The organism is Pseudomonas sp. 43mfcvi1.1 (genome assembly GCF_900115935.1).
Taxonomy (GTDB): Bacteria; Pseudomonadota; Gammaproteobacteria; order Pseudomonadales; family Pseudomonadaceae; genus Aquipseudomonas; species Aquipseudomonas bijieensis.
This window is the reverse complement of sequence record NZ_UETT01000018.1, coordinates 1-21,885: the sequence shown is the minus strand read 5'-3', so window position 1 is coordinate 21,885 and position 21,885 is coordinate 1. Positions and strand designations below refer to the sequence as shown.

Below are 21,885 nucleotides of genomic sequence, written 5' to 3'. Positions count from 1 at the left end.
CGATGTGCTCCAAGTCTAATAAGATGTGCTTTGTTGCCGTGATCATCACGCTCGGGCAATAGCCCATTTTTTTCCTTCCTAGCAACGACAAAAACCCTCGTTTCGCAAATCCGCGCCTGCCAACACAATCGCCTCGACACCTCATTTCGATAGTCGCAATCGCAGAACAAAAAATCAGAACCCGAGGCGGCGCCATGCCGGCCTGAACCAACCCTCTGCCGGAAGTGCACAGACATGCCCGTTGAAACCCTACGCATCGATACGCTTGTTATAGGCGCCGGCCAGGCCGGCGTGGCCATGAGTGAACACTTGAGCAGACAAGGTGTGCCTCACCTGGTCGTGGAGCGCAATCGGATTGCCGAGGCCTGGCGCACGGCGCGTTGGGATTCGCTGGTGGCCAACGGCCCGGCCTGGCATGACCGTTTTCCTGGCTTGGAATTCGAGGGACTCGACCCTGATGCCTTCGCCGCCAAGGATCAAGTGGCCGATTACTTCGAGGCCTATGCGCGCAAGTTCAATGCGCCGATCCGTACCGGCGTGGAGGTCAGGAAAGTCGAGCGCAATGTCGGCCGCCCGGGGTTCACCATTGAAACGTCCGAGGGCCTGATCGAGGCCATCCATGTGGTCGTTGCCACCGGGCCATTCCAGCGACCGGTGATTCCGCCCATCGCACCTGAGATGGCGACGGTCACCCAGATTCACTCTGCGCAGTATCGCAATCCGCAGCAGTTGCCCGAGGGGGCGGTGCTGGTGGTGGGTGCCGGGTCGTCGGGGGTGCAGATCGCCGATGAACTGCAGCGCGCCGGCAGGCAGGTCTATCTTTCGGTGGGTGCCCATGATCGCCCGCCACGGGCCTATCGCAACCGCGATTTCTGCTGGTGGCTGGGGGTGCTGGGCGAGTGGGACGCCGAGGCGGTCCAGCCAGGCAAGGAACACGTCACCATCGCGGTGAGCGGTGCCCGTGGCGGCCATACCGTGGATTTCCGCCGCTTGGCCCACGAGGGCATCACCCTGGTGGGGCTGACGAAATCGTTCAACGGCAGTGTGGTGACCTTTGAATCGAATCTTGCCGAAAACATTGCCCGCGGCGACGAAAACTACCTGGCGCTGCTGGATGCTGCCGATGCCTACATTGCCCGCAATGGCCTGGATCTGCCCCTTGAACCTGAAGCCCGCAACCTGCCGCCCGACCCGCAGTGCCTGACCCAGCCGATCCTGGCGCTGGACCTGGTCGCCGCCGGTGTGACCAGCGTTATCTGGGCCACCGGCTACTCGGTGGATTACAGCTGGTTGAAGGTCGACGCCCTCGGCGCCAATGGCAAGCCTCGGCATCAGCGCGGTGTGTCCAGCGAGCCGGGCCTGTACTTCGTCGGCTTGCCGTGGTTGTCACGTCGGGGCTCGGCGTTCATCTGGGGCGTCTGGCATGACGCCCGGCATATTGCCGACCACATCGTGAAGCAACGCATTTACCTCGCTTATCAAGATGCTGCCCAGCGCCAGGCTTCGGCGCTCGACAGCGATTCACACCGTTCGAAAACCAGTCTCTCGGGAGTCCGCTGATGCCTACTCACACACGTATTCGCATGTTCAACACCAAGGACACCTACCCGAACCAGACGCTGGACAACGATCTGTGCCAGGCCGTGCGTGCTGGCAACACCGTCTACGTGCGCGGCCAGGTCGGCACCGATTTCAACGGCCAACTGGTGGGCCTTGGCGATCCTCGCGCCCAGGCCGAGCAGGCCATGCGCAACGTCAAGCAATTGCTGGAAGAGGCCGGCAGCGACCTGAGCCACATCGTCAAGACCACGACGTACCTGATCGACCCGCGCTATCGCGAGCCGGTGTACCAGGAGGTCGGCAAGTGGCTCAAGGGCGTGTTTCCGATCTCCACCGGGTTGGTGGTCAGTGCCCTCGGCCAGCCGCAGTGGCTGATGGAAATCGACGTGATCGCGGTGATCCCTGAATAAAGGAACGGAACATGACCTTTTCCATCGTTGGGCGCTGTGCCGAAACCGGCCAGCTGGGCATCGCCATCAGTTCCTCGAGCATTGCCGTCGGCGCCCGTTGTCCCTGGTTACGGGCGGGTGTCGGCGCGGTGTCGAGCCAGAACATCACCCTGCCGGCCCTGGGACCGCAGATTCTCGATGAACTGGCCGGCGGCCTGGTGGCGCAAGCGGCGCTGGAGCGGACCCTGGCGCGCAATGGCTACAGTCAATACCGGCAGGTGGCGGTGATCGATGCCGAGGGGCGCACGGCGATGTTCAGCGGCGAACACACCCTGGGCACCCACAACGCAGTGGCCGGAGAGCAATGCGTGGCGGCCGGCAATCTGCTGGCCAATGGTGGGGTGATCGAGGCCATGGTCGGGGCCTTCGAGCGCAGCGGTGGTTGTCTTGCCGCACGCTTGATGAATGCGTTGCAGGCCGGGCAGGCGGCGGGCGGTGAAGCCGGGCCGGTGCATTCGGCGGCGCTGTCGGTGGTCGATGACCTGACCTGGCCCATCGTCGATCTGCGGGTGGATTGGGCCGAGGAAAATCCCATCGGCGAACTGGAAAGACTCTGGCTCGCCTATCAGCCGCAACTGCAGGATTACCTGATCCGCGCACTCGATCCGACCCAGGCGCCGAGTTATGGAGTGCCGGGCGATGAGTGAGCTGCGCAGCCGCGCGTTGCTCGAACGGTTGGTGGGTTTTGCCACGGTCAGCCGCGAGTCGAACCTGGCCTTGATCGAGTTCGTGCGCGACTACTTGCAAGGGCTGGGTGTGGACAGCGAGCTGATCTACAACGCCGAGCGCACCAAAGCCAACCTGCTGGCGAGCATCGGCCCCGCGGCGCCCGGTGGCGTGGTGTTGTCCGGACACACCGATGTAGTGCCGGTGGACGGACAAGCCTGGACGGTCGAGCCGTTCTGCCTGAGCGAGATGGACGGCAAATGGTTCGGGCGGGGTACGGCGGACATGAAGGGGTATCTGGCTTCGGTTCTGGCAGCGGTGCCAATGTTTCTCGCCAGCGCGCTTCGGCGACCGGTGCATCTGGCGTTCTCCTATGACGAAGAGGTGGGTTGCCTGGGCGTTCACAGCCTGTTGGACGTGTTGGTTCGGCGAGTTCCCCCACCAGCCTTGTGCCTGATTGGCGAACCCACCCAACTTCAACCGGTACTGGGGCATAAAGGCAAGTTGGCGATGCGTTGCCACATCAAGGGGGCGGCCTGTCATTCGGCCTACGCACCTTACGGCGTAAATGCCATCGAGCAGGCGGCGCGCCTGATCGGCCGGTTGGGGGAGATCGGCGCAGCGCTGGCCGATCCCTCGTTGCATGACGCGCGCTTCGATCCGGCTTATTCGACGGTGCAGGTCGGCGTGATCCAGGGCGGTACGGCGTTGAACATCGTCCCGGCCGATTGCCGTTTCGATTTCGAAGTGCGCGCCTTGCCGGGTTTCGATCCGCAGGTGGTGGCCGAGCAATTGCAGGGGTATGCCGAACAAACCCTGCTGCCGGCGATGCAGGCGGTAGCGAGCGACACGGCGATCCGTTTTGAAGCGCTGTCCGCCTACCCGGGCCTGGCGACCGCGCCTGACAGCGCCGCCGCCCAACTGGTCGCGCGACTATGCGGCAGCGAGGCTTTCGGCACCGTCGCTTTCGGCACCGAAGGCGGCCTGTTTCACCAGGCCGGCGTGCCAACGGTGGTCTGTGGCCCCGGCAGCATGGACCAGGGGCACAAGCCCGACGAATACGTGAGCATTGAGCAAATGGCCGCCTGCGATCGCTTGATGGATCGGCTGGCGAGCTATCTCTGTGAACCCATTGATTGCTGACCGCCAGGGTGCCTGAGGAGAACGATTTCAATGGACGGAGATTCCTGGTGGTCAGCCAGGCGACAACGAACAGGCCGACAAGAGCCTTTGCTGTAGACCATACCGCCCGTGTTTACGGTCACCTTTGAGTCCCGTCACCGGCTCGTGCGGGCGAGCCGGCATTTCGAGGAACCGCTTCATGTCCAGATCCTTGCGTTGCAATATTGCGTGTGCACTGGCGTTGTTGAGTACCAGCGTCATGGCCGCGCCCCAGAGCTTGACCGTGATTTCCTTTGGCGGCGCCACCAAGCAGGCCCAGGACAAGGCCTACTTCCAACCCTTCAACGCCAGCGGTGCGGGAAGCATCGTGGCCGGCGAATACAACGGCGAACTGTCGAAGATCAAGGCCATGGTCGCGGCCGGCCACACCAGTTGGGATGTGGTCGAAGTGGAAAGCCCCGAGTTGCTGCGTGGTTGTGAGGAGGGCTTGTTTGAAAAGCTCGACCAGACGGCCCTGGGCGACCCGGCGAATTTTGTCCCGGGGGCACTCACCGAATGTGGCGTGGCCACCTATGTCTGGTCGATGGTCCTGGCTTATGACCAGAGCAAGCTCGCCAAGGCGCCGAAATCCTGGGCGGACTTCTGGAATGTGGCCGATTACCCGGGCAAACGCGGTTTGCGCAAAGGGGCCAAGTACACCCTGGAAATCGCCTTGCTGGCCGATGGGGTCAAGGCCCAGGACTTGTACAAGGTGTTGAACACACCGGAAGGCGTGTCCCGGGCCTTCGCCAAGCTGGACCAGATCAAGCCGAACATCCAATGGTGGGAAGCCGGCGCCCAACCGGCGCAATGGCTGGTGGCGGGGGATGTGGCGATGAGTGCGGCCTATAACGGGCGCATCGCGTCGGCACAAAAGGAAGGCATGAAGCTGAGTATTGTCTGGCCACAGAGCCTGTACGACCCGGAGTACTGGGCCGTGGTCAAGGGCACGCCGAACAAGGCCTTGGCCGAGCAGTTCATTGCCTTTGCCAGCCAGCCGCAGACCCAGAAGGTGTTCTCGGAAAACATCCCTTATGGGCCGGTGCATCGCAAGACACTCGCGTTGTTGCCGGCGGCGGTACAGGAACAGTTGCCCACTGCCGAGGCCAACCTGGCTGAAGCCCGGGCCGTGGATGCCGAGTTCTGGGTCGACCATGGCGAGGAACTGGAACAACGCTTCAACGCCTGGGCGGCTCGCTAGACACCGAACGTCCCATCAATTGTAAATACGGACCTGTGGTGAGGGGATTTATCCCCGCTGGGGCGCGAAGCGGCCCCAAAATACCGACAAACTTAGCGTGTCAGGCAGATAGAGCTGACTGGTTTGGGGGCTGCTGCGCAGCCCAGCGGCGATAAATCCCCTCGCCACAAGAGTGAGTGTTTAGCAGGGCGATGGTGTGGGCTGGTTGGCTCAGGCCAACCATTGCCTGAACTGTTCCTTGCAGTAGTCGACGAACAACTGGGCCGGCTTGGTGAGGTGAGTGCGTTTGAGCCAGCCTGCCACCAACGCTGAACCGGTCACGTCCTCGGCGATGTCGACGCACACCAGGTGTTGCCCATCGTAGGTGCAGGTGGAGTGCGGACGGGTCACCAGCACGGCAAAACCGAAGGACTGGCCGACCATGCCACGCACCATCTCGATGGACGGCGAGCTGAAGACGATGTTGGGCGTCAGGCCCAGCTCCTCGAAGATACTCACGAAATAGGTGCGACTGGGTTGTACGTCCAGCAGGATCATCGGTTCGAGGGCCAGGTCGCGCAGCGACACCTGGGCCTGATCGGCGAAGCGATGGCCCGCCGGCAAAAGCGCATAGGGGCGTTGCGGTGCCGTGAGTGCTTCGGTCTCGATGGTACTGTCGAGGTCGTGTTCATAGAAAATCGCCAAATCGAAACGACCACCGGTGAGACCTTGTACCAACTCCTGTTGCTCGCCATCCTGCACGCGGATTTCCACCCCGGGAAAGCGCTGGCGAAAGCCGGCGATCAGTCGTGGCAGGTAGAGCGGGGCGACGGTTTCGAAGCAGCCGATGTCGATCTGCCCGCTGACCACATCATTGTCGGCCAGCGCGTTCTGCTCGAACTCCCGGGCCATGCGCAACAGCTCCTGGGCCTTGCGATAGAAGCGCGCGCCACCGGGCGTCAACGATACCCCCTGGGCGTGATGACGAATGAGCAATTGCACACCGAAACTGTCTTCCAATCCCTTGATGGCGGTGGCGATCGACGGTTGGGCGATGTACAGCTTGCGGGACGCTTCAGCGACGCTGCCACATTCGACGGTGGTGACGAAGTACTTCAGCTGACGCAAGGAATAGGACGCCACGGGCACACCTCGATACGGATGATTACTGCCTACCTTACCTTGTGCACAAGGAGTAAGGGGCGGGCATTGATACGGATTTTTCTGGGCAGTGACGATATTCAGGCTGGCTTGGGGATGAGCGCCTGAAAAAACGCCTGCCCACGTATCGTTGGCGGGCGTCTGGGAAAGACCCGCGCAGACAGGACGGACTGGCCGGATACGAGGCTCAGTCCACCGGAATCGGCGGGGAGGTCGCGCGATCAGCCACCAGGCGGATAGATACATATGGAGATGGTGTGGGAGCTCCAGGCGTTTGCGGTGCGGATGGGGTAGATGAGCCGTGGCGCTCCATTTTGCATTTTTTATCTCGGCGACTAGTCTCAGTTGGCGTGCTCTGGAGGGGCCTTGAAATTCTGGACGAGTTCAACAGCGGCCCGATGTCAACCCGATCAAGATAGGGATAATCTTATGCCGGTTGTTTTGCATCAGTTCACTGTGGCCGTCGGCGGCGTCATGAATCCAGGTTATCTCGAGGCGTTGGAACTGGCCCGACAGTGCGCGACCCATGCCCATACCCAGGCCCTACCGGGTGCTGGTATTGCCCACGGCTCTTGTTGGGCCGCATTGGCAACCGTGCCCAATCCGGGCGCAGGTTTTCCCTTGGGGAATGCCGTAGCGGGCGGGGCGGCCTTGCCGTATGGCGTGGTCTTTGGAAATTCACGCTTTTCAATCGTTGGCGCCTTGGCTGTAGTGCCCGGCGCGCCTGCGGTCGGGTTTTCCGGTCATGCGGAGCGTAACGCCTTGGTGGTGGCGGGCGGCAATGGCTTGGTGCCCTATGGCCTTGTCGCGCCGAATGCCGGTGATTGGGTGATGTATGTGCAATTGCATCCCTGCGTGTATTGCTTGCCATGGCTGCAAGGCGTCGGAGGTGGGGGGCTTCTTAATCCTTTTGCGGGGTTGATCGCCGGGGCCCAGAACCTTCATGTCTGGTATCGCTGGGCACATAATCCGGTCGGTTGTGCTGCCAAGGACACCTGGAACGGTTTGCCGTTGGCGACCAAGCTCGCACAGATCAATACCTGGTAAACAGACCCGGCGATCGAAGAAACACTTGTGGGGGAGAGCCTGCTCGCGATGACAGCGGACCAGCCACATCAATGTTGACTGACATACAGTTATCGCCAGTAGCGTTGCTCCCATCGGTTTTGTTCTGGTTTTCATAAAAGAACGCCTGCCCAAGCATCATTGGCAGGCGTCTGGGAAAGACCGGCGCAGAAAGGAGGGACTGGCCTGGACCGAGGCCCTGCGTAGCCACTGCACCAGGTCGACACAGTCGATCATCGCCTGTTGTATGTCCGGGGCGCCGGGAACGATCAGTGTGTCGATGAGCGTTCCGTCGAGCTCATGCAGGGCACAGGTATCTACCACCAAACCTTCGGCAGTTCGCATCAACCCACCTTCCAGGCTCGCGGTGTGCATTGCATAGCCGGGCAGGCCACGTTCGGTCATGGCTTTGGTGGCGGCTCAGAAAACGGTCTGGGCACCGGTGAGGTCCAACAGGCCCATCTGCGGGTAAGCCAGGAACACCAGTGTGCGCGGCTGGGAAATGGACTCGGCGGCGATCCCCACATCCAGGGTCATCTCGTTCATGATTGCTTCGCGCTTGGTATTCGTCGGGGACGATTGGGGGAGCAGGCACCGCTACTGTATCGCTTTGATGCAGGTCTCCAAAGATTATCAAGCGATCGCGCCGGTGAGCGCGAGACTCATGGGCTCTGGTGCGAACATTTAGGTGCTATTGTTATGCTATCTAGGTATTTAAATTAATTTTCTTATAGCTTTAAAGTCGTGGCCTTCAGTCTTTTCAACTTACTGTGAGGTTCACCAGACCATGGCTTTCAAGCGTTCTGCGCTCACCTTGTTGGTTTCCCTGGCGGCCACTGCGCTGCTCAATCCCTTGGCCCACGCCGAAGGCAAGATCAGCATCGCCCAGCAATTCGGTATCGGCTACCTGATCCTCGATGTGGTGCGCGACCAGCAGCTCATCGAGAAGCATGGCAAGGCCCAGGGCCTGGATATCAAGGTGGATTGGAACAGTATTTCCGGTGCTACGGCGATGAACGAGGCCTTGCTGACCGGTGCCTTGGATGTGGTGTCGGCGGGAGTTCCGCCGATGCTGACAATCTGGGATCGGACTCGCGGCAAGCAGAATGTGAAGGCCATCGCCTCGCTGGGGTCGATGCCCAATTATCTGCTGACCAACAACCCGAACGTGAAGAGCCTCAAGGATTTCACCGACAAGGACCGGATCGCCGTTCCGGCGGCGGGTGTCGGCTTCCAGTCGCGCACGTTGCAGATCGAAACCGCCAAGGTGTTCGGGAACGACCACTTCAAGAAGTTCGACGACATCTCGGTCAGCCTCCCGCACCCGGATGCGACGGCGGCGCTGATTGCCGGCCAGTCGGAAATCAATTCGCACTTCTCCAGTCCACCGTTCCAGTATCAGGCACTGCAAAGCCCCAACGTGCACAAGGTGCTCAGTTCCTATGATGTGCTGGGTGGGCCGGCGACGTTCAACGTGCTCTACACTACGGAAAAATTCCACGACGAAAACCCCAAGACCTACAAGGCGTTCTACGACGCCCTGGTGGAGGCACAAGGCATTATCCAGGCCGACAAGCCGGCGGCTGCCCAGACCTACATTCGTGTGGAACAGTCCAAGTTGCCGCTGTCGCTGGTGGAAAAAATCGTCACCGACCCTGAAATCGACTTCACCGTCGTTCCGCAACGTACCTACATTTATGCCGAGAAACTGCACGAACTGGGCGTGTTGAAAAACAAGGCCGACAGCTGGAAAGATTATTTCTTTGAAGAGGCCCATGCCGGCGCGGGCAGCTGAACCCTGGCCGGTTATCCGTTTTCGGCACAATTGAACGACCGGTCCACGGGGCGGAATGGAACTTGCCTGAGCTTTGACCCGTAAGCCCTGGAATCATCAAAGGTCGGGTCAATGAACAACTCCAACATGGCGCTGCCAGCGGTTTCGTCGGACCTGTTGCCGACGCTGCCGATCAATCGGTTCCGCACCACAGACATCGACGAGCACGCCCGGAACATGGGAGGCTGGCAGGTCTGCTATGACCAATTGACCCCCGGACGCTTCGACGGTGAGTTGATCGAGTTCCGCTCGGACTGGATGCAACTGGTGCGCGACCGCTCTAATCAAGCCCTGACCAAGCGGGGCATGGCCTGGGAAGGCGCCATCACTTTCAGCGTGCCGCTGAGTGCGGACGGGCCGCTCTTTTGCTCCGGGCACCCGATTATCGAGCCCAGCCTGTTGGTCGCTCGCGGCCATAACCTGCCCGAGCTGCGCACGCCCCAGCATCTGGATCTGCTCGGTGTCACCGTCGACGAGCAGGCGTTGGAGCATGTGCTGGCGTGTCAAGGCAGTCACTTTCGAATTACCGATCTTCCCAAGTGTTACCGTCTTGGCAACTCGACGCTGCCGGCCGAGCTCGCGGCGTTGTTCGATGAGCTTGAAGGGGGCGAGCAGGGGCGAGACTCATTGCTGGGGTACGAGTCGATTCGCCGTGGCCTGCGTGACACGGTGATGTTGCACATACTGGAACTGGTGGCACCGGACGAGGCACCGCCGCTCAACCCCACGGCGCGCAAGCGCATGGTCGACCGTGCCCGGGAGTACGCCTTGGCCCATGTCGATGAGCCACTGTCGATCCTCGACCTGTGCAATCACATCGGTGCCAGCCGGCGCAAATTGCAGTATTGCTTCCAGGAAACCCTGGGTATCAATCCGGTGGCCTATTTGCGGGCGTTGCGCCTCAATGCCGTGCGCCGCGAACTGCGCAGCGGCCGCCACGCCCAGGGTGTACAGGAGGTGGCGGCACGCTGGGGGTTCTGGCACTTGAGCCGGTTTTCCAGCGACTATCGGGTGCTGTTCGGCGAGACACCTTCCCAAACCCTGCGCCGCACGCATCTGTGCTGAAAACGGATAACGGCTGACCGGCCGCCTCCCTAGGATGACCCCGACACCACATGGTTGGAGGGGCATTCGATGTACCAAAATAAAAAAACAAACGTCTGGCACTGTACGTGGTTAACCCTGGGGCTGATCGGTGCATGCGGTGCTGCCCATGGCACCGAAAACGGCGCGCCGACCACGGCGGTCGGGGTCTACGATTTCGGCGCGGGCATGATGCCGCCGGCCACGCCCTTTGGCACCGTCGGCCTGCGCACCGCGTTCTATTCGGCCAACGTGCAGAAGGATCGCCACGGCAAGTCCGTGGACAACAATTTCTCCCTGGATGTCTTGTCCATCGGCGTCGCCTACATGCGCATGACCGATTACACCGTGCTGGGCGCCAAGTATGGCTTCGGCGCCGTCGTGCCGTTCTTCCAGATGGACGCTTCGCTACAGGTGCAGACGCCTGTCGGCCCACTGAACCTGGAGGCCGATCCGTTTCGCATGGCCGACATGCAGGTGCTGCCGGTGATCCTGCAGTGGACACTGTCGCCGAACCTGTTCGTCAACGCCCAGTTCCAGATCCAGGCTCCCACAGGCGACTACGACAAGAATCGCTTGATCTCGCCGGGTCTGAACCACTGGACCTTCTCGCCGATCCTCAACGCCACTTATATCTCCGACAGCGGCTTCGAAGTGTCCTCAAGCTTTGAGGCCGACATCAACACGCGCAACCACGCCACCGACTACAAGAACGGTGTCGAGTACCGCCACGAGTTCGCCGTGGGCCAGCACGTCGGCCCATGGACCGTGGGCATGGGTGGCTATTACTACCGGCAATTCAACGACGACGATGCCCCGGGCCTGGAAACAGGCAATCGCGCCCGAGTGCTGGCTGTCGGGCCGGCGGTGAGCTACTTCAAGCCAGGTATGCCCCCAGTGTGGCTGCATGTCTACAAGGAGCTCGACGCGCGAAACCGCGCCGAGGGTTACACCACGGCGCTGCGTATTTCTCACAGTTTCTAAAAGGGGCTCGCCATGAACCAATCAAGTTCCGTTTCAACGGCGACCATCCTGTCTCGCCAGGCCAGTTGGCGTGAAGGACTGGTGCTGATGCTAGGCAGCAGTCTGACAATCATGGGTTCGGTGATGGTCGCGCCCGTCTTGCCCAGGTTGGGCGCAGAATTCGGGCCCCTGGAGCCACGCGCCGATCTGTTGGTGCCGTTGGCGGTCACCGGGCCGGCCCTGGCGATTGCCCTGTGCGCGCCATTGGCCGGCTGGCTGGCCGACAGGGTCGGGCGCAAGGCCTTGCTGGTGCTTGCGACGATTCTCTACGCCTTGCTCGGCGCGTTGCCGGCCATGCTCGATAGCCTGCCCTCGATTGTCGGTGTGCGGCTGTTGTTCGGTTGTACGGAGGCGGCGGTGATGACCTGTTGCGCGACGCTGATAGCGGACTATTGGCACGGTGAGGAGCGACTGCGCTACGTCAACCGGCAAGTGGTGACCATCGGCCTGGTGGGAGCGCTGTTTTTCGTAGTGGGAGGTGCGCTTGGAGAACACTCGTGGCGTGCGCCGTTCCTCCTGTACTTGCTGCCATTGTTGCTGGTGCCGGCAATGATGAAGGTGCTTTGGGAACCGCCGGTTTTGAAGCCGCAGGGGGGCGAGCCGCACGTCGAGGCGTCGGGGCCGGCCAAGGTCGCCTTGCCTCAACTGCTGGTCGGCTACCTGATGATCCTCGGTGGCATGGTCCTGACGTTCATCATGCCGATCCAGGCGCCGACGCTGTTGGTCAGCCTCGGCATCACCTCCAGCACGATGATCGGCCTGGCGGCGGGGCTGAGCCTGTTGGCGACCTTGGTCGGTTCGCTGACGTGGCCGTTGCTGCGCCGTCGCTTCGGCATCGCCGGTTGCAATGCGTTGTTGCTTGGCCTGATGGGCCTGGGGCTGTGGCTGTTGATGCGCGGGCAAAGCTATAACGAAGTGCTGGTGGCGGTGTTCATCCAAGGCCTGGGGGCCGGGCTGTTGGTGCCCAACGTGATGGCGCCGGTGATGAATGCGTTGACCGCCAGCACCCGCGGCCGGGGCCTGGGTGGGTTTACCTCGTGCCTGTATATCGGCCAGTTCGTCAGTCCGCTGGTGGTGGCCTTGGTGATTGTGTTCGCCGGTGACCTGCGTCACGCCATCCAGTGGCTGGCCCTGACCAGTTTTGCCTTGGCGCTGCTCTGGGTCGTTGCCGGCCTGCGCACACGCGGCCAAGGGCAAGCGACCACCGTCGGATCACATCAATCGTCGTGACATAAGGAACCTGAAACATGGGTACGCAAGACATTCACCACTTGATGGACAGTGAAGATGCCACGGCGCTGGCCGAATGGGTCAGGCGTGGCGAGGTCCGGCCAGGCGAACTGCTGGAGACTGCCATCGAGCGTCTGGAGCGAGTCGAGCCGCAGCTCAATGCGGTGGCCGAGCGCTTGTACGATTCGGCCCGGCAGACGGCGCGCACGCCACAGGTCGGTCAAGGCCTGCTGGCCGGTGTGCCGACCTTGATCAAAGACCTGTTTTCACCAGTTCATGGTGCGGCGATGACCAACGGTTCTCGCGCACTGGGCGACTTTCGTGCGGATTTCGAATCGGAAATCGTGACGCGTTTGCGGCGTGCCGGATGTCTGGTGATGGGCACCAGTACTTCGCCTGAGTTTGGCACTTCATACTCCACCGAGTCTGCGCGTTTTGGTGCCACACGCAACCCTTGGAGCACCGACCACAGCGCCGGTGGTTCCAGCGGTGGCGCGGCGGCACTGGTGGCGGCCCGGGTGGTGCCGTTCGCCCACGGCAACGACGGTGGCGGTTCATTGCGCGTGCCGGCGTCCTGCTGCGGTGTGTTCGGGTTCAAGCCCAGCCGTGGCTTGCTGCCGTCAGGACCAATAGTGGGCGAGGGCTGGGCGGGGATGGGCACACCTCATGCCATCACCCTGTCGGTGCGCGACAGTGCGGCGTTGCTGGATGCCACTGCTGGGATGGACCTGGGCGCGCCTTACGCCGCGCCGATCCAGGCGTTGCCGTATGCGATGGCAGTGCAGGCCGATCCCAAGCCGCTACGCATAGCCCTGGTCGAGCAGCTCGGTCCTTGGCCTACGTCACCACAGAGCCTTCAGGCGGTGGGCGAGGCCGCGCGGTTGTGCGAGTCGTTGGGGCATCGCGTCGAATCGGTGAGCCTGCCGGTGGGGCTGCTGGAATTTCTCGATCACGTGTTCACCATCATCGGCGCCAGCTCTCGTCACTATGTTGACCTGCTGGGCCAGATGCGTGGGTTTGCCGTGCAAGCCGAAGAGCTGGAGGTACGCACGCGGATTATCTTGCGGGACAAGGGCAACGTCAGCGGCGCCCAGTATGCCGCGGCGGTGGAGTGGATTCATGCCCTCGGCCGGCAGTTGGCGGTGTTCATGCAGGATTACGACGTGATCCTGACCCCGGTCCTGACTCGTGAGCCGGTGCCAATTGGCGAGCTGGATCTGCAGGACGTGTGCATGAGCCTGGATCAACTGATCGAGCGCTACCACAGTTATTCGCCGTTCACCGCGCTGTTCAATGCCAGCGGCCAGCCGGCGATGTCAGTGCCGTTGTCCTGGAGCGCCAATGGCCTGCCGATGGGCGCGCATTTTGCCGGTCGTTTCGGCGAGGAACACACGCTGCTGGCGCTGGCCGCGCAACTGGAGCGCGCCCAACCATGGCGCGGCCGAATCCCAACGGTCAACGCCTGCCGGCGGTAAAAGTGTGGGAGCGAGCCTGCTCGCGATGGCGTTGTGTCAGTCGGCATTAACATTGACTGATGCTCCGCTATCGCGAGCAGGCTCGCTCCCACAGAGGGATTTGGGATGGGTAGGGCCCTGGGGTATGGCTCCAGGGCCCTTTGTTGTTCAGTAGCGGATCATCACCGATTTCAGCTCGGTGTAGTCGTCGATGAATGCGCTGCCGAATTCACGGCCTATCCCGGAAGACTTGTTGCCGCCAAAAGGCACGGCTGGGTCGAGCAGGGTGTGCATGTTCACCCACACCGTGCCGGCTTCGATGGCGGGGACCATGCGCAGGGCCTTGCCCAGGTCGTTGGTCCAGAGGCTGGCGCTCAGGCCGTAGGGCGTGTCGTTCATCAGCTCCAGCAACTCCTCCTCTGTGTCGTAAGGGAAGAACGTGGCGATCGGGCCGAAGGTTTCTTCGTGGAGCAGGCTGTCGTCGCGGCGATTGGCGAGGATGATGGTTGGCTCGACGTAGCAACCCGGCCCATCGATCAGCTTGCCGCCGTGGACGATGGTGTTGTTCTGCGCGCGGGCCTTGGCGAAGAATTCCTCGAGCTTGCGTTGGTGCTGACGGTTGGTCACCGGGCCGAATTCGGTGCGTTCGTCCAGGGGTGAGCCGATAGTGAGTTTGCCCAGGCGCTGGGCTAGTTTGTCCATGATCGACTCGATCTGCGAGCGATGGACAAAGAACCGTTCCGCCGCCGCGCAGATCTGTCCCGAATGCAGAAATCCCGCCTCGATGATGCCGTTGACCGCGACCTCGGGGTCGATATCAGGCAGGAACCCCGCTGCATTCTTCCCACCCAGTTCCAGGGTCGTACGGGTCAACCCGGCGCCCATGGCCGCCTGGCCCACCGCCAGGCCGGTGGGTATGGAGCCGGTGAATGAAACCTTGTTGGTGCCCGGATGCTCGATCAGCCCCTTGCCCACCTGGCCGCCGCCGGTCAGCACATTCAGGGCACCGGCCGGCAGGCCAGCCTCGATGGCCAGTTCCGCGATGCGCAGGATGGTCAGCGGGGTGAACTCGCTGGGCTTGATGATGACACTGCAACCGGTCACCAGGGCTGAAGCCAGTTTCCAGATGGCGATCATGGTGGAGAAATTCCACGGCACGATACCGACCACCACCCCGACTGGTTCGCGCAAGGTGAACGCGGTGTAGCGTTCGCCTGTGAAGGAGGGCAACGATGGGGTGATCGTCTCGCCGTTGATCTTGGTCGCCCATCCAGCGTAATAGCGCAGGAAGTGGGCGGCCTGGTCGACTTCGAAGGCACGGGAGATGTGGATGATCTTCCCCGACTGGCAGGTTTCGATCTGCGCCAGCTCTTCGCGGTTGCGCTCCAACAGGTCCGCCAGCTTGAGCAGCACATGGCCGCGGACCGCCGGCGCGGTTTGAGACCACTGCTCGAAGCCGCGGCGGGACGATTGCACCGCCACATCGATATCGCCGGCAGTGGCGTCGCTGACCTGGGCGATGACCTGGCCGGTGGCAGGGTTGACGACGTTCAGTGTCTGGCTGCCCTGGCTTTCGACGTAGCCACCGTCGATGAACAGGGCGTGATGTCTATCGAGGAAGGCTTGAACCTGAGGCAGCAGGGCAATATCGCTCATGAGGGTTTCCTGATCGCGAACAAGGGAAAGCCCCGAGAGTAATACCGGCAGGGCTGTCCAGCTTGACTGTGCCTGCCGCGTCGTATGTCTGTGGCTGCCAGTCTGCGCGTTGGCAGCCAGGAGCAAGGCCCTGTGCAGGCAGGGACAAGCCAGCCTGGCCGGTTTGCGATCAGATCCAGGTTTCGACTTGATGGCATAGGGGCAGGCGATGTTTCTCCAGACCAACAAACAGAAACTGGCGTTGACCGTACAGGTGCAGCGCGTGCTGGCCGGCGAAATGGAAGGCACGCCGATGCTCGATGCATATCCGCAACTGCGGAACCTCCTTGAGCAGCACGCGCGGCAGATGGAGAACGTCGCTGCGCACCTGCGTCAGGCCGAAGCGCAGGTGGAGGCGCAAACCCTGCGATGGCAGCAAAGTGAGCACGAACTGCACTTAGTGCGCCAGCAGCTGGAGCAAGCCTGCGAGCGCGAGCAGGCGCTTGAAATTCGCTTGGACGAACTCGGCCAGCAGGTGCAGCGACAACGCCAGGACGCGCAGATCTGGGAGTTGCTGCAATCGACCCTGACTGAAGGCTGCTGGGATATCACGGTCGTCAACGGTGATCTCCAGCACCCGGCCAGTGGCATGCGTTTTTCCAGTCAGTTCCGTTCACTGCTGGGTTACGGGCCTGACGATTTGCACGACGGCTGGGATGCCCAGGTTGGCATCACCCACCCGGACGACCTGCCGAAGATCATGGCTGTCTTCGACCGGGAAATCCTCGGTCCCCAGGGCAGCGGCGAATACGTTTTCGAATACCGCATGCGCCACAAGAGCCGCGATTACATCTGGTGCCGTGAGCGGGGTCGGGCGGTACGCGACCCACACGGGCAACTGGTCCGGGTCATTGGTGCGGTACGTGATATCAGTGACGAGCGCTCGGCCCAGTCCACCCATCAGCGCATGCTCGAACAGAACCAGGTGACCTACGCCCAGATTGCCACGGTCGTGGGGGTAATCAAGGGCATCGCCGACCAGACCAATCTGCTCGCCTTGAATGCCGCGATTGAAGCCGCCAGGGCCGGTGAAGTCGGGCGCGGTTTTTCGGTGGTGGCCGATGAGGTGCGCAAGCTGGCGCAAAGTACCCGGCAGGCAACCCATCAGATCCAGACCATGTTGCATCAGCACAGACAGTAGACCGACCGGGAACTGCCGCTGGGGCAGTTCCCGACACGTTCAGAACGGAACCGCCACCACCAACTGGCTGTAGACGTTGGTGCCGTTGCCGCCTACCTGATTGCCACCGCTGCCCTCATCCTTTTCAGGCTTGTACAGGCCCAGCAGCGGCGTGACGATCAGGTGTTCATTCACCGCCCATTCCACGTACAGGTCCAGCTCCTGCGCGTCGAGGTTCAGCGCTTGGCGGGTGTGCAGGGTCTGGTAGTCGAAGAACAGCGCGCCAATGGTCACGGTTTCTGCTGGCTTGAGTTTGAGGCCGATGTGCTGGATGGCAGTGTTGCTGTTGAACGGGCCAGCATAGTTGCCCGCCACTTCACCCTGGAACCAGGTGCCATAGCCACGGTTCTGCCCGTTGAACATCGAGTCCCAGTCCTTGGAGTAGCGGCTGTAGCGATAAGTCAGGTCCGGCGTCCAGGGCAGGTCGGCGAAGGTGTAGCCGGCTTCGGCATACCAGGCTTTTTCCGGGCCCGCATCCTTGTCCTGCCAGGCGTACTCGAAGGAGAAGTGGGCATTTTCGATGCCGGCATTCCCGGCGCCGCGCAGGCTGTAGATGTCCATGCCTTCGCGCTGTTTCTGGAAGTCGCTGGCATAACGGTCATCGACATCGATGCCATGGATATAGGTCAGCCCCAGGGTGCCAGGCGCGGCGGTGTATTCCAGGGTGCTGGCGGTCATCTCGGTATTGGCCTGGGCAGGGTTGTCGGACTTGATCCACATCAGGCTGCCATGCACGCCGTCCTTGCCACCCAGGCGTACGACAGCGGTCTTGTCGAAGGCATGACGGGCTGCCAGGTAGTAGGCGCCGCCGCGGTTGAGCTCGCCATCGGCCACACCTTTGCCCAGGTTCAGGCCATCGTCGTTGATGATGAAACCGTCGCCCAGGGTGATCACTTGGCGACCGTAGGACAGGTCCATACCGTCCTTGCCCAATGCCGGGAACAGATCCCCCGAACGCCAGCCGGCAAAGGCTTCATCGAACTTGGTGGTGCGCTCGGAGCCGTCGCTCAGGCCGGCCGCATCGCCATCGCCCCAAGTGCCGGAGCTGACCAGATTGGCCGTGCCATAGACGCTACCCAGGTCGCCGAGTGTCTGGTCGATACTCAGGCCATACTTGATGAAGCCTTCGCGCCAGCTCGAACCGCCGGCGGTGCCGTCATAGTTCTTGCGGCTGTTGAACAGCCCGTAGACCGCCAGGAAGTTACCGGTGACGGTGGTGTCTTCGTCGGTGTAAAGCTCATAGGCCTGGGCCGATGAATCAGCGACCAGCAGGGCGATGCCCAGGCCGATGGCGTTGCGCAGCAAAGGCGGACGACGTGTGTGCTCCATGATGGATTCCCCAGTGTGATAGGACAGCAGAGAGGGCATTAAGGGGAGTGACACCTGGGGAAGTCTTTCACCTGCCTGCCAGGGAATTGACCCAGGCCGCCAGCGTGGCGGTGTTGGCAGGCAGCAACAAAACCGGCGGCAGACATGGGCAAGACGCCCAGGGCGGGGGGGGCGCAGAGTAATGCTGCACGCAACGCCGTTTCGATCAGGGACCGGTTGGGGAAGGCATGATCGCCGGTTCCTGGACGGCTGTGGCATCCATACTAAAAATCCGCTTTCGAGGATCTTGCACCATGTCGATCAATGACAGGCTCTCCGAGCACTTGAACCGGGGTTCGGTGGGTTTTCCCACTGCGTTGGCCAGCACCATTGGCCTGATCATGGCGAGCCCCGTGATTCTCACCGCGACCATGGGCTTTGGCATCGGCGGCAGCGCCTTTGCCGTGGCGATGCTGATCGCCGTGATAATGATGCTGGCCCAGGCGACGACGTTTGCCGAGGCGGCGTCGATTCTGCCCACCACCGGCTCGGTCTATGACTACATCAACTGTGGCATGGGACGCTTCTTCGCGATTACCGGTACCTTGTCGGCCTATCTGATTGTCCATGTGTTCGCCGGCACCGCCGAGACCATCCTGGCCGGTGTCATGGCCCTGGTGAATTTCGAACACCTCAACACCCTGGCCGAATCGGCAGGCGGCTCCTGGTTGCTGGGCGTGGGGTTCGTGGTGGTCTTTGGCGTGCTCAATGCGTTTGGCGTCAGCGCCTTTGGCCGGGCCGAAATCATCCTGACGTTCGGCATGTGGACCACCCTGATGGTGTTCGGCGTGTTGGGCCTGATCGCCGCACCAGCGGTGGAGCTGGAGGGCTGGTTCGGTGCATCCGTGGTGGGCACCGATCTGGTCACGGTGTTGTCGTTGGTGGGCATGGCCATGTTCATGTTCGTCGGCTGTGAATTCGTCACGCCGCTGGCCCCGGACCTGCGTCACTCCGCCCGGACCATGCCCCGGGCCATGATGCTGGGCTTGTTCAGCGTCGCCACCTGCATGTTCATCTACGGTGCGGCGATGAAGCGCCAGGTGGAAAACGTGCTGCTCGATGCCACCAGCGGTGTGCATCTGCTGGACACCCCCATGGCGATTCCACGGTTCGCCGAACAGGTCATGGGCGATATCGGCCCGATGTGGCTGGGGATCGGCTTTCTGTTTGCCGGTGCGGCGACCATCAACACCCTGATGGCTGGCGTGCCGCGGATTCTCTATGGCATGGCGGTGGATGGCGCCTTGCCGAAGGTTTTCACGTATCTGCACCCGCGCTTCAAGACGCCGCTGCTGTGCATCCTGATGGCGATGCTGATTCCCTGCCTGCATGCGTTGTGGCTGGGTGGCAATACCGACAACATCATGCACCTGGTGCTGGCTGCGGTGTGTGCCTGGAGCTTTGCCTACCTGCTGGTGACCGTGTCGGTGGTCAGCCTGCGCATTCGTCGCCCTGATCTGCCGAGGGCCTATCGCTCGCCGTGGTTCCCGTTGCCACAAATCGTGTCCAGTGTCGGCATTGTCCTGGGCATGTGGTTCATCACACCGCCTGGCATGAACCCGGCGGACATCTACATTCCATTCGCGGTGATGCTCGGCGGCACCGCAGCGTATGCCTTGTTCTGGACCCTGGTGGTGCAGAAGGTCAATCCATTCAAGCCAGCGTCGGTGGAAGACGTACTGGCCAAGGAGTTTTCCCATGAGCCAGGGCAACCTGCGGACGAGTTTATCGAGCCTGCTGCAAAAACTGTCTGAGTTGTTCAGCCCCCAGCGCCCCCCGGCCGGTTATCGGCCCGGGGTAACCCTGGAGCACCTGCGACGCAACATCGCACTGGCGCGATTCGAAGTCACCGGCCCGGCGATGGCGACGGCTGTCAGCGACGATGGCAACCTGCAACTGGAGGTTGTCGAACGCACCGAATCGCAGTTGCTGATGCACCTGGTGATGACCGAGTTCGTGCTGCGCGTGCCTGCTTCCCGAGAGGGCACGGCACGCCTGGAATTGCACCACGGCGGGGCTGTCCGGCGCAGTGGTATTCGTTGTCGGCAGCGGGACGGGCACAGTGACCTGGCGACCAGAGTGCAGACGGCTGTGGAGAAGGACCCTGTGCTGTATCAAGCCCTTATGCCGCTGGATTTCAAACGGCTGCGCATTGACCTGCAGGGACACCAGTGGTGCGTGCGCCTGGAACACATGGGCGGTAGCGAAGTGGTCAATCGCATGCCGGCCTTTCGTCGCTATATCCCGTTGAGCCGCGAGCAGCGCAGCGTCTTGCTGGCGACCTTGAGCGGCCTGCAACGAGTGCTGGCAACGCTCTGATTCGATTCTCTGCCCTGGCATCATTCCTGCTACTGCTCTGGCGATCAGGTACTTGTTGCGTGCATATAGATAACATGTTAACTATTGCCGTACAAAAACAATAAGCCACTGCGGAGAACGCCATGAGCATGCAACAGGTTGGGCAAGACGGTCTGGACGCCTGGAACCGGGATCTGCGGGCGACTTGCGGCCACTTCGATACCGAGCTGGCCTTCAATCGTGCGTTGTTCATTGGTGAAGTATCGAATGTCCATCGCGGTGGCCTTGCCCTCGCGAACCTGCGGACCAATGCCGGTAGCATCAAACGTCACTCATCCAACGCCGATCACGATGATGACCAGGATTGCCTCCTGGTCAGCCAGCGCAGCGGCTACTGCCGCATTACTCAGAATGGCCGGAGTATTCAATTGGCGCCCGGTGAATTGTTGTTGATGGATTCCGTAGGGGCGCTTGAGATCAGCCCGTTCGGCCTGATCGAGCACGCGGTGCTGTCCTTGTCTCGCCAGAAAGTGTCGCGGCAACTGGGCGGGGAAACCAAGACCTTCGGCAAGGTGTCGTCCAGCAAGGCGTGCGGGCGGATGCTGCATGTGTTGATGGACCAGTTGTGCAAGGACACACCGGACGGTGATGGCGCGGCGGGCGAGGGTGAAGCCTTGCAGAGTGCCTTCGTTTCGCTGTTGGGCTCGGCCCTGGAACAGGGCAGCGATGCCCGTGACGAGGGCGTTGCGTTACAGGGCAGCCACTTGCGCAGCTATGTGCAGAAGGTCATCGACGAATCACTCAGCCAGCCCGGCCTCACCCCGGTGGGCCTGGCCAATCGGCTGAATATTTCGGTGCGGCATCTGTATCGTTTGTTCGAAGAGCAGGATGACAGCGTTTGCCGCTACATCCAGCGGGCCCGGCTCAAGCGCAGTGCCGATGACCTGACCAACCCGTTCCTGCGGGACGAGTCCATTACCTCGATCGCCTACAAGTGGGGCTTCACCGATTCGGCGCATTTCAGCCGTTCATTCAAGAAGCAGTTCGAGCTGTCGCCCAAGGAGTTTCGCTCCAGCCGTTTGCAGGTGGGGCAGGGGGCGGCTTGAGCGAGGTGGACGATCGCTATCGCGAGCCAGCTCGCTTGTATGTTTAGACTTGAAGGGGTGGGCGGGACTAAAAGCTCGATTCCGACTCTAGCCAGTACGGACCGTGGGAGACTTCTCGTTCCGCCCTTTCTACCTAAAGCGCCGATAAGGAATTCATCGGTAAAACCGACGATAGAGGCAAGCCAGCGCAAAGGTAGACCCCGACAAGCACCTAAACCCTAGCTCCGAGGATTCGTCATGACAATCCTTAACTCACCAACGGTTATTGGTATCGATGTAGCGAAGGCCGAAATCGTCGTTTACCGCGAAGACCTGAAAATCACTCAAGCCATCGCCAACCACCGCGAAGCTCTTGGCCGGTGGCTCAAAACG

Annotated in this window: 17 protein-coding genes and 3 pseudogenes; 16 read left to right on the top strand and 4 right to left on the bottom strand. The window is 61.6% G+C overall.

The genetic code is table 11. The annotated features are described in order from the left end of the window. Nucleotides 1-234 precede the first annotated feature (234 nt). The 5 genes from DTP52_RS27045 to DTP52_RS27025 all read left to right on the top strand — a co-directional run bounded on the left by DTP52_RS27045 (nucleotide 235) and on the right by DTP52_RS27025 (nucleotide 5,037). On the top strand, nucleotides 235-1,560 hold the full coding sequence (locus tag DTP52_RS27045; protein WP_109756102.1) for an NAD(P)/FAD-dependent oxidoreductase: 1,326 nt from the start codon (nucleotides 235-237) through the stop codon (nucleotides 1,558-1,560). After that, complete coding sequence (locus DTP52_RS27040) at nucleotides 1,560-1,970, top strand: RidA family protein (RefSeq protein WP_003201555.1); 411 nt, start codon at nucleotides 1,560-1,562, stop codon at nucleotides 1,968-1,970. Before DTP52_RS27045 ends, DTP52_RS27040 begins: the two co-directional genes overlap by 1 nt. Before the next feature lie 11 nt (nucleotides 1,971-1,981). Beyond that, nucleotides 1,982-2,656, top strand: a complete 675-nt coding sequence (locus DTP52_RS27035) for a DUF1028 domain-containing protein (RefSeq protein WP_109756101.1) — start codon at nucleotides 1,982-1,984, stop codon at nucleotides 2,654-2,656. Continuing rightward, complete coding sequence (gene argE / locus DTP52_RS27030) at nucleotides 2,649-3,818, top strand: acetylornithine deacetylase (RefSeq protein ID WP_109756100.1); 1,170 nt, start codon at nucleotides 2,649-2,651, stop codon at nucleotides 3,816-3,818. The genes DTP52_RS27035 and argE overlap by 8 nt, the downstream gene beginning before the upstream one ends. Nucleotides 3,819-4,056: 238 nt before the next feature. Then, on the top strand, nucleotides 4,057-5,037 hold the full coding sequence (locus DTP52_RS27025; protein ID WP_232200263.1) for an ABC transporter substrate-binding protein: 981 nt from the start codon (nucleotides 4,057-4,059) through the stop codon (nucleotides 5,035-5,037). A gap of 210 nt (nucleotides 5,038-5,247) precedes the next feature. Here the strand turns inward: DTP52_RS27025 and DTP52_RS27020 are convergent, their stop codons facing one another. Further along, complete coding sequence (locus DTP52_RS27020) at nucleotides 5,248-6,159, bottom strand: LysR substrate-binding domain-containing protein (RefSeq protein ID WP_003201562.1); 912 nt, start codon at nucleotides 6,157-6,159, stop codon at nucleotides 5,248-5,250. Between the two features lie 447 nt (nucleotides 6,160-6,606). Here DTP52_RS27020 and DTP52_RS27015 point away from each other — a divergent pair, with 447 nt between their 5' ends. After that, nucleotides 6,607-7,224, top strand: coding sequence for a hypothetical protein (locus tag DTP52_RS27015; RefSeq protein ID WP_109756098.1), 618 nt, complete (start codon nucleotides 6,607-6,609; stop codon nucleotides 7,222-7,224). Between the two features lie 201 nt (nucleotides 7,225-7,425). Here DTP52_RS27015 and DTP52_RS27010 read toward each other — a convergent pair. Beyond that, nucleotides 7,426-7,779: pseudogene (locus DTP52_RS27010) on the bottom strand (AraC family transcriptional regulator); the annotation flags it as partial. Between the two features lie 250 nt (nucleotides 7,780-8,029). On the opposite strand from DTP52_RS27010, the gene DTP52_RS27005 reads away from it, so the two are divergent. The 5 genes from DTP52_RS27005 (at nucleotide 8,030) to DTP52_RS26985 (ending at nucleotide 13,887) form a co-directional block, all read left to right on the top strand. Further along, on the top strand, nucleotides 8,030-9,037 hold the full coding sequence (locus tag DTP52_RS27005; RefSeq protein ID WP_109756097.1) for an ABC transporter substrate-binding protein: 1,008 nt from the start codon (nucleotides 8,030-8,032) through the stop codon (nucleotides 9,035-9,037). A gap of 111 nt (nucleotides 9,038-9,148) precedes the next feature. Next, nucleotides 9,149-10,141: a helix-turn-helix domain-containing protein gene (locus DTP52_RS27000; protein WP_109756096.1), complete on the top strand. Its 993-nt coding sequence runs from the start codon at nucleotides 9,149-9,151 to the stop codon at nucleotides 10,139-10,141. 69 nt (nucleotides 10,142-10,210) lie between these two features. After that, complete coding sequence (locus DTP52_RS26995) at nucleotides 10,211-11,143, top strand: transporter (RefSeq protein ID WP_109756095.1); 933 nt, start codon at nucleotides 10,211-10,213, stop codon at nucleotides 11,141-11,143. Nucleotides 11,144-11,155: 12 nt separating this feature from the next. Then, on the top strand, nucleotides 11,156-12,412 hold the full coding sequence (locus tag DTP52_RS26990) for an MFS transporter (protein WP_109756094.1): 1,257 nt from the start codon (nucleotides 11,156-11,158) through the stop codon (nucleotides 12,410-12,412). A gap of 17 nt (nucleotides 12,413-12,429) precedes the next feature. Further along, nucleotides 12,430-13,887: an amidase gene (locus DTP52_RS26985; RefSeq protein ID WP_109756093.1), complete on the top strand. Its 1,458-nt coding sequence runs from the start codon at nucleotides 12,430-12,432 to the stop codon at nucleotides 13,885-13,887. Nucleotides 13,888-14,034: 147 nt separating this feature from the next. Here the strand turns inward: DTP52_RS26985 and DTP52_RS26980 are convergent, their stop codons facing one another. After that, a complete protein-coding gene (locus DTP52_RS26980) occupies nucleotides 14,035-15,522 on the bottom strand; it encodes an aldehyde dehydrogenase family protein (RefSeq protein ID WP_109756092.1) in 1,488 nt (495 codons plus the stop codon). Nucleotides 15,523-15,730: 208 nt separating this feature from the next. Here DTP52_RS26980 and DTP52_RS31510 point away from each other — a divergent pair. Both DTP52_RS31510 and DTP52_RS31770 read left to right on the top strand, forming a co-directional pair. After that, nucleotides 15,731-16,441: pseudogene (locus DTP52_RS31510) on the top strand (PAS domain-containing protein); the annotation flags it as partial. Beyond that, nucleotides 16,430-16,699: pseudogene (locus DTP52_RS31770) on the top strand (methyl-accepting chemotaxis protein); the annotation flags it as partial. The pseudogenes DTP52_RS31510 and DTP52_RS31770, both read left to right, overlap by 12 nt. A gap of 42 nt (nucleotides 16,700-16,741) precedes the next feature. Here DTP52_RS31770 and DTP52_RS26970 read toward each other — a convergent pair. Beyond that, the gene (locus DTP52_RS26970; RefSeq protein WP_109756219.1) at nucleotides 16,742-18,070 is read right to left on the bottom strand and encodes an alginate export family protein; all 1,329 of its coding nucleotides are present in this window, start codon (nucleotides 18,068-18,070) and stop codon (nucleotides 16,742-16,744) included. A 293-nt stretch (nucleotides 18,071-18,363) separates the two neighbouring features. On the opposite strand from DTP52_RS26970, the gene DTP52_RS26965 reads away from it, so the two are divergent. The 3 genes from DTP52_RS26965 to feaR all read left to right on the top strand — a co-directional run bounded on the left by DTP52_RS26965 (nucleotide 18,364) and on the right by feaR (nucleotide 21,513). Next, nucleotides 18,364-19,863, top strand: coding sequence for an APC family permease (locus tag DTP52_RS26965; protein ID WP_109756090.1), 1,500 nt, complete (start codon nucleotides 18,364-18,366; stop codon nucleotides 19,861-19,863). Continuing rightward, nucleotides 19,808-20,428, top strand: coding sequence for a DUF3156 family protein (locus DTP52_RS26960; protein WP_162893824.1), 621 nt, complete (start codon nucleotides 19,808-19,810; stop codon nucleotides 20,426-20,428). Before DTP52_RS26965 ends, DTP52_RS26960 begins: the two co-directional genes overlap by 56 nt. Before the next feature lie 122 nt (nucleotides 20,429-20,550). Continuing rightward, on the top strand, nucleotides 20,551-21,513 hold the full coding sequence (gene feaR, locus DTP52_RS26955) for a transcriptional regulator FeaR (protein ID WP_109756089.1): 963 nt from the start codon (nucleotides 20,551-20,553) through the stop codon (nucleotides 21,511-21,513). Nucleotides 21,514-21,885 lie beyond the last annotated feature (372 nt).

Excerpts from the sequence above, each read along its gene's own strand:
- DTP52_RS26995 (WP_109756095.1), top strand. The coding sequence starts at position 10,211 with ATGTACCAAAATAAAAAAACAAACGTCTGGCACTGTACGTGGTTAACC.
- DTP52_RS26980 (WP_109756092.1), bottom strand. The coding sequence starts at position 15,522 with ATGAGCGATATTGCCCTGCTGCCTCAGGTTCAAGCCTTCCTCGATAGA.
- DTP52_RS27045 (WP_109756102.1), top strand. The coding sequence starts at position 235 with ATGCCCGTTGAAACCCTACGCATCGATACGCTTGTTATAGGCGCCGGC.
- DTP52_RS27015 (WP_109756098.1), top strand. The coding sequence starts at position 6,607 with ATGCCGGTTGTTTTGCATCAGTTCACTGTGGCCGTCGGCGGCGTCATG.
- DTP52_RS27035 (WP_109756101.1), top strand. The coding sequence starts at position 1,982 with ATGACCTTTTCCATCGTTGGGCGCTGTGCCGAAACCGGCCAGCTGGGC.
- DTP52_RS26965 (WP_109756090.1), top strand. The coding sequence starts at position 18,364 with ATGTCGATCAATGACAGGCTCTCCGAGCACTTGAACCGGGGTTCGGTG.
- DTP52_RS26960 (WP_162893824.1), top strand. The coding sequence starts at position 19,808 with ATGAGCCAGGGCAACCTGCGGACGAGTTTATCGAGCCTGCTGCAAAAA.
- DTP52_RS27005 (WP_109756097.1), top strand. The coding sequence starts at position 8,030 with ATGGCTTTCAAGCGTTCTGCGCTCACCTTGTTGGTTTCCCTGGCGGCC.
- DTP52_RS26985 (WP_109756093.1), top strand. The coding sequence starts at position 12,430 with ATGGGTACGCAAGACATTCACCACTTGATGGACAGTGAAGATGCCACG.
- DTP52_RS27000 (WP_109756096.1), top strand. The coding sequence starts at position 9,149 with ATGAACAACTCCAACATGGCGCTGCCAGCGGTTTCGTCGGACCTGTTG.
- DTP52_RS27040 (WP_003201555.1), top strand. The coding sequence starts at position 1,560 with ATGCCTACTCACACACGTATTCGCATGTTCAACACCAAGGACACCTAC.
- DTP52_RS26970 (WP_109756219.1), bottom strand. The coding sequence starts at position 18,070 with ATGGAGCACACACGTCGTCCGCCTTTGCTGCGCAACGCCATCGGCCTG.
- DTP52_RS27025 (WP_232200263.1), top strand. The coding sequence starts at position 4,057 with ATGGCCGCGCCCCAGAGCTTGACCGTGATTTCCTTTGGCGGCGCCACC.
- feaR (WP_109756089.1), top strand. The coding sequence starts at position 20,551 with ATGAGCATGCAACAGGTTGGGCAAGACGGTCTGGACGCCTGGAACCGG.
- DTP52_RS26990 (WP_109756094.1), top strand. The coding sequence starts at position 11,156 with ATGAACCAATCAAGTTCCGTTTCAACGGCGACCATCCTGTCTCGCCAG.
- argE (WP_109756100.1), top strand. The coding sequence starts at position 2,649 with ATGAGTGAGCTGCGCAGCCGCGCGTTGCTCGAACGGTTGGTGGGTTTT.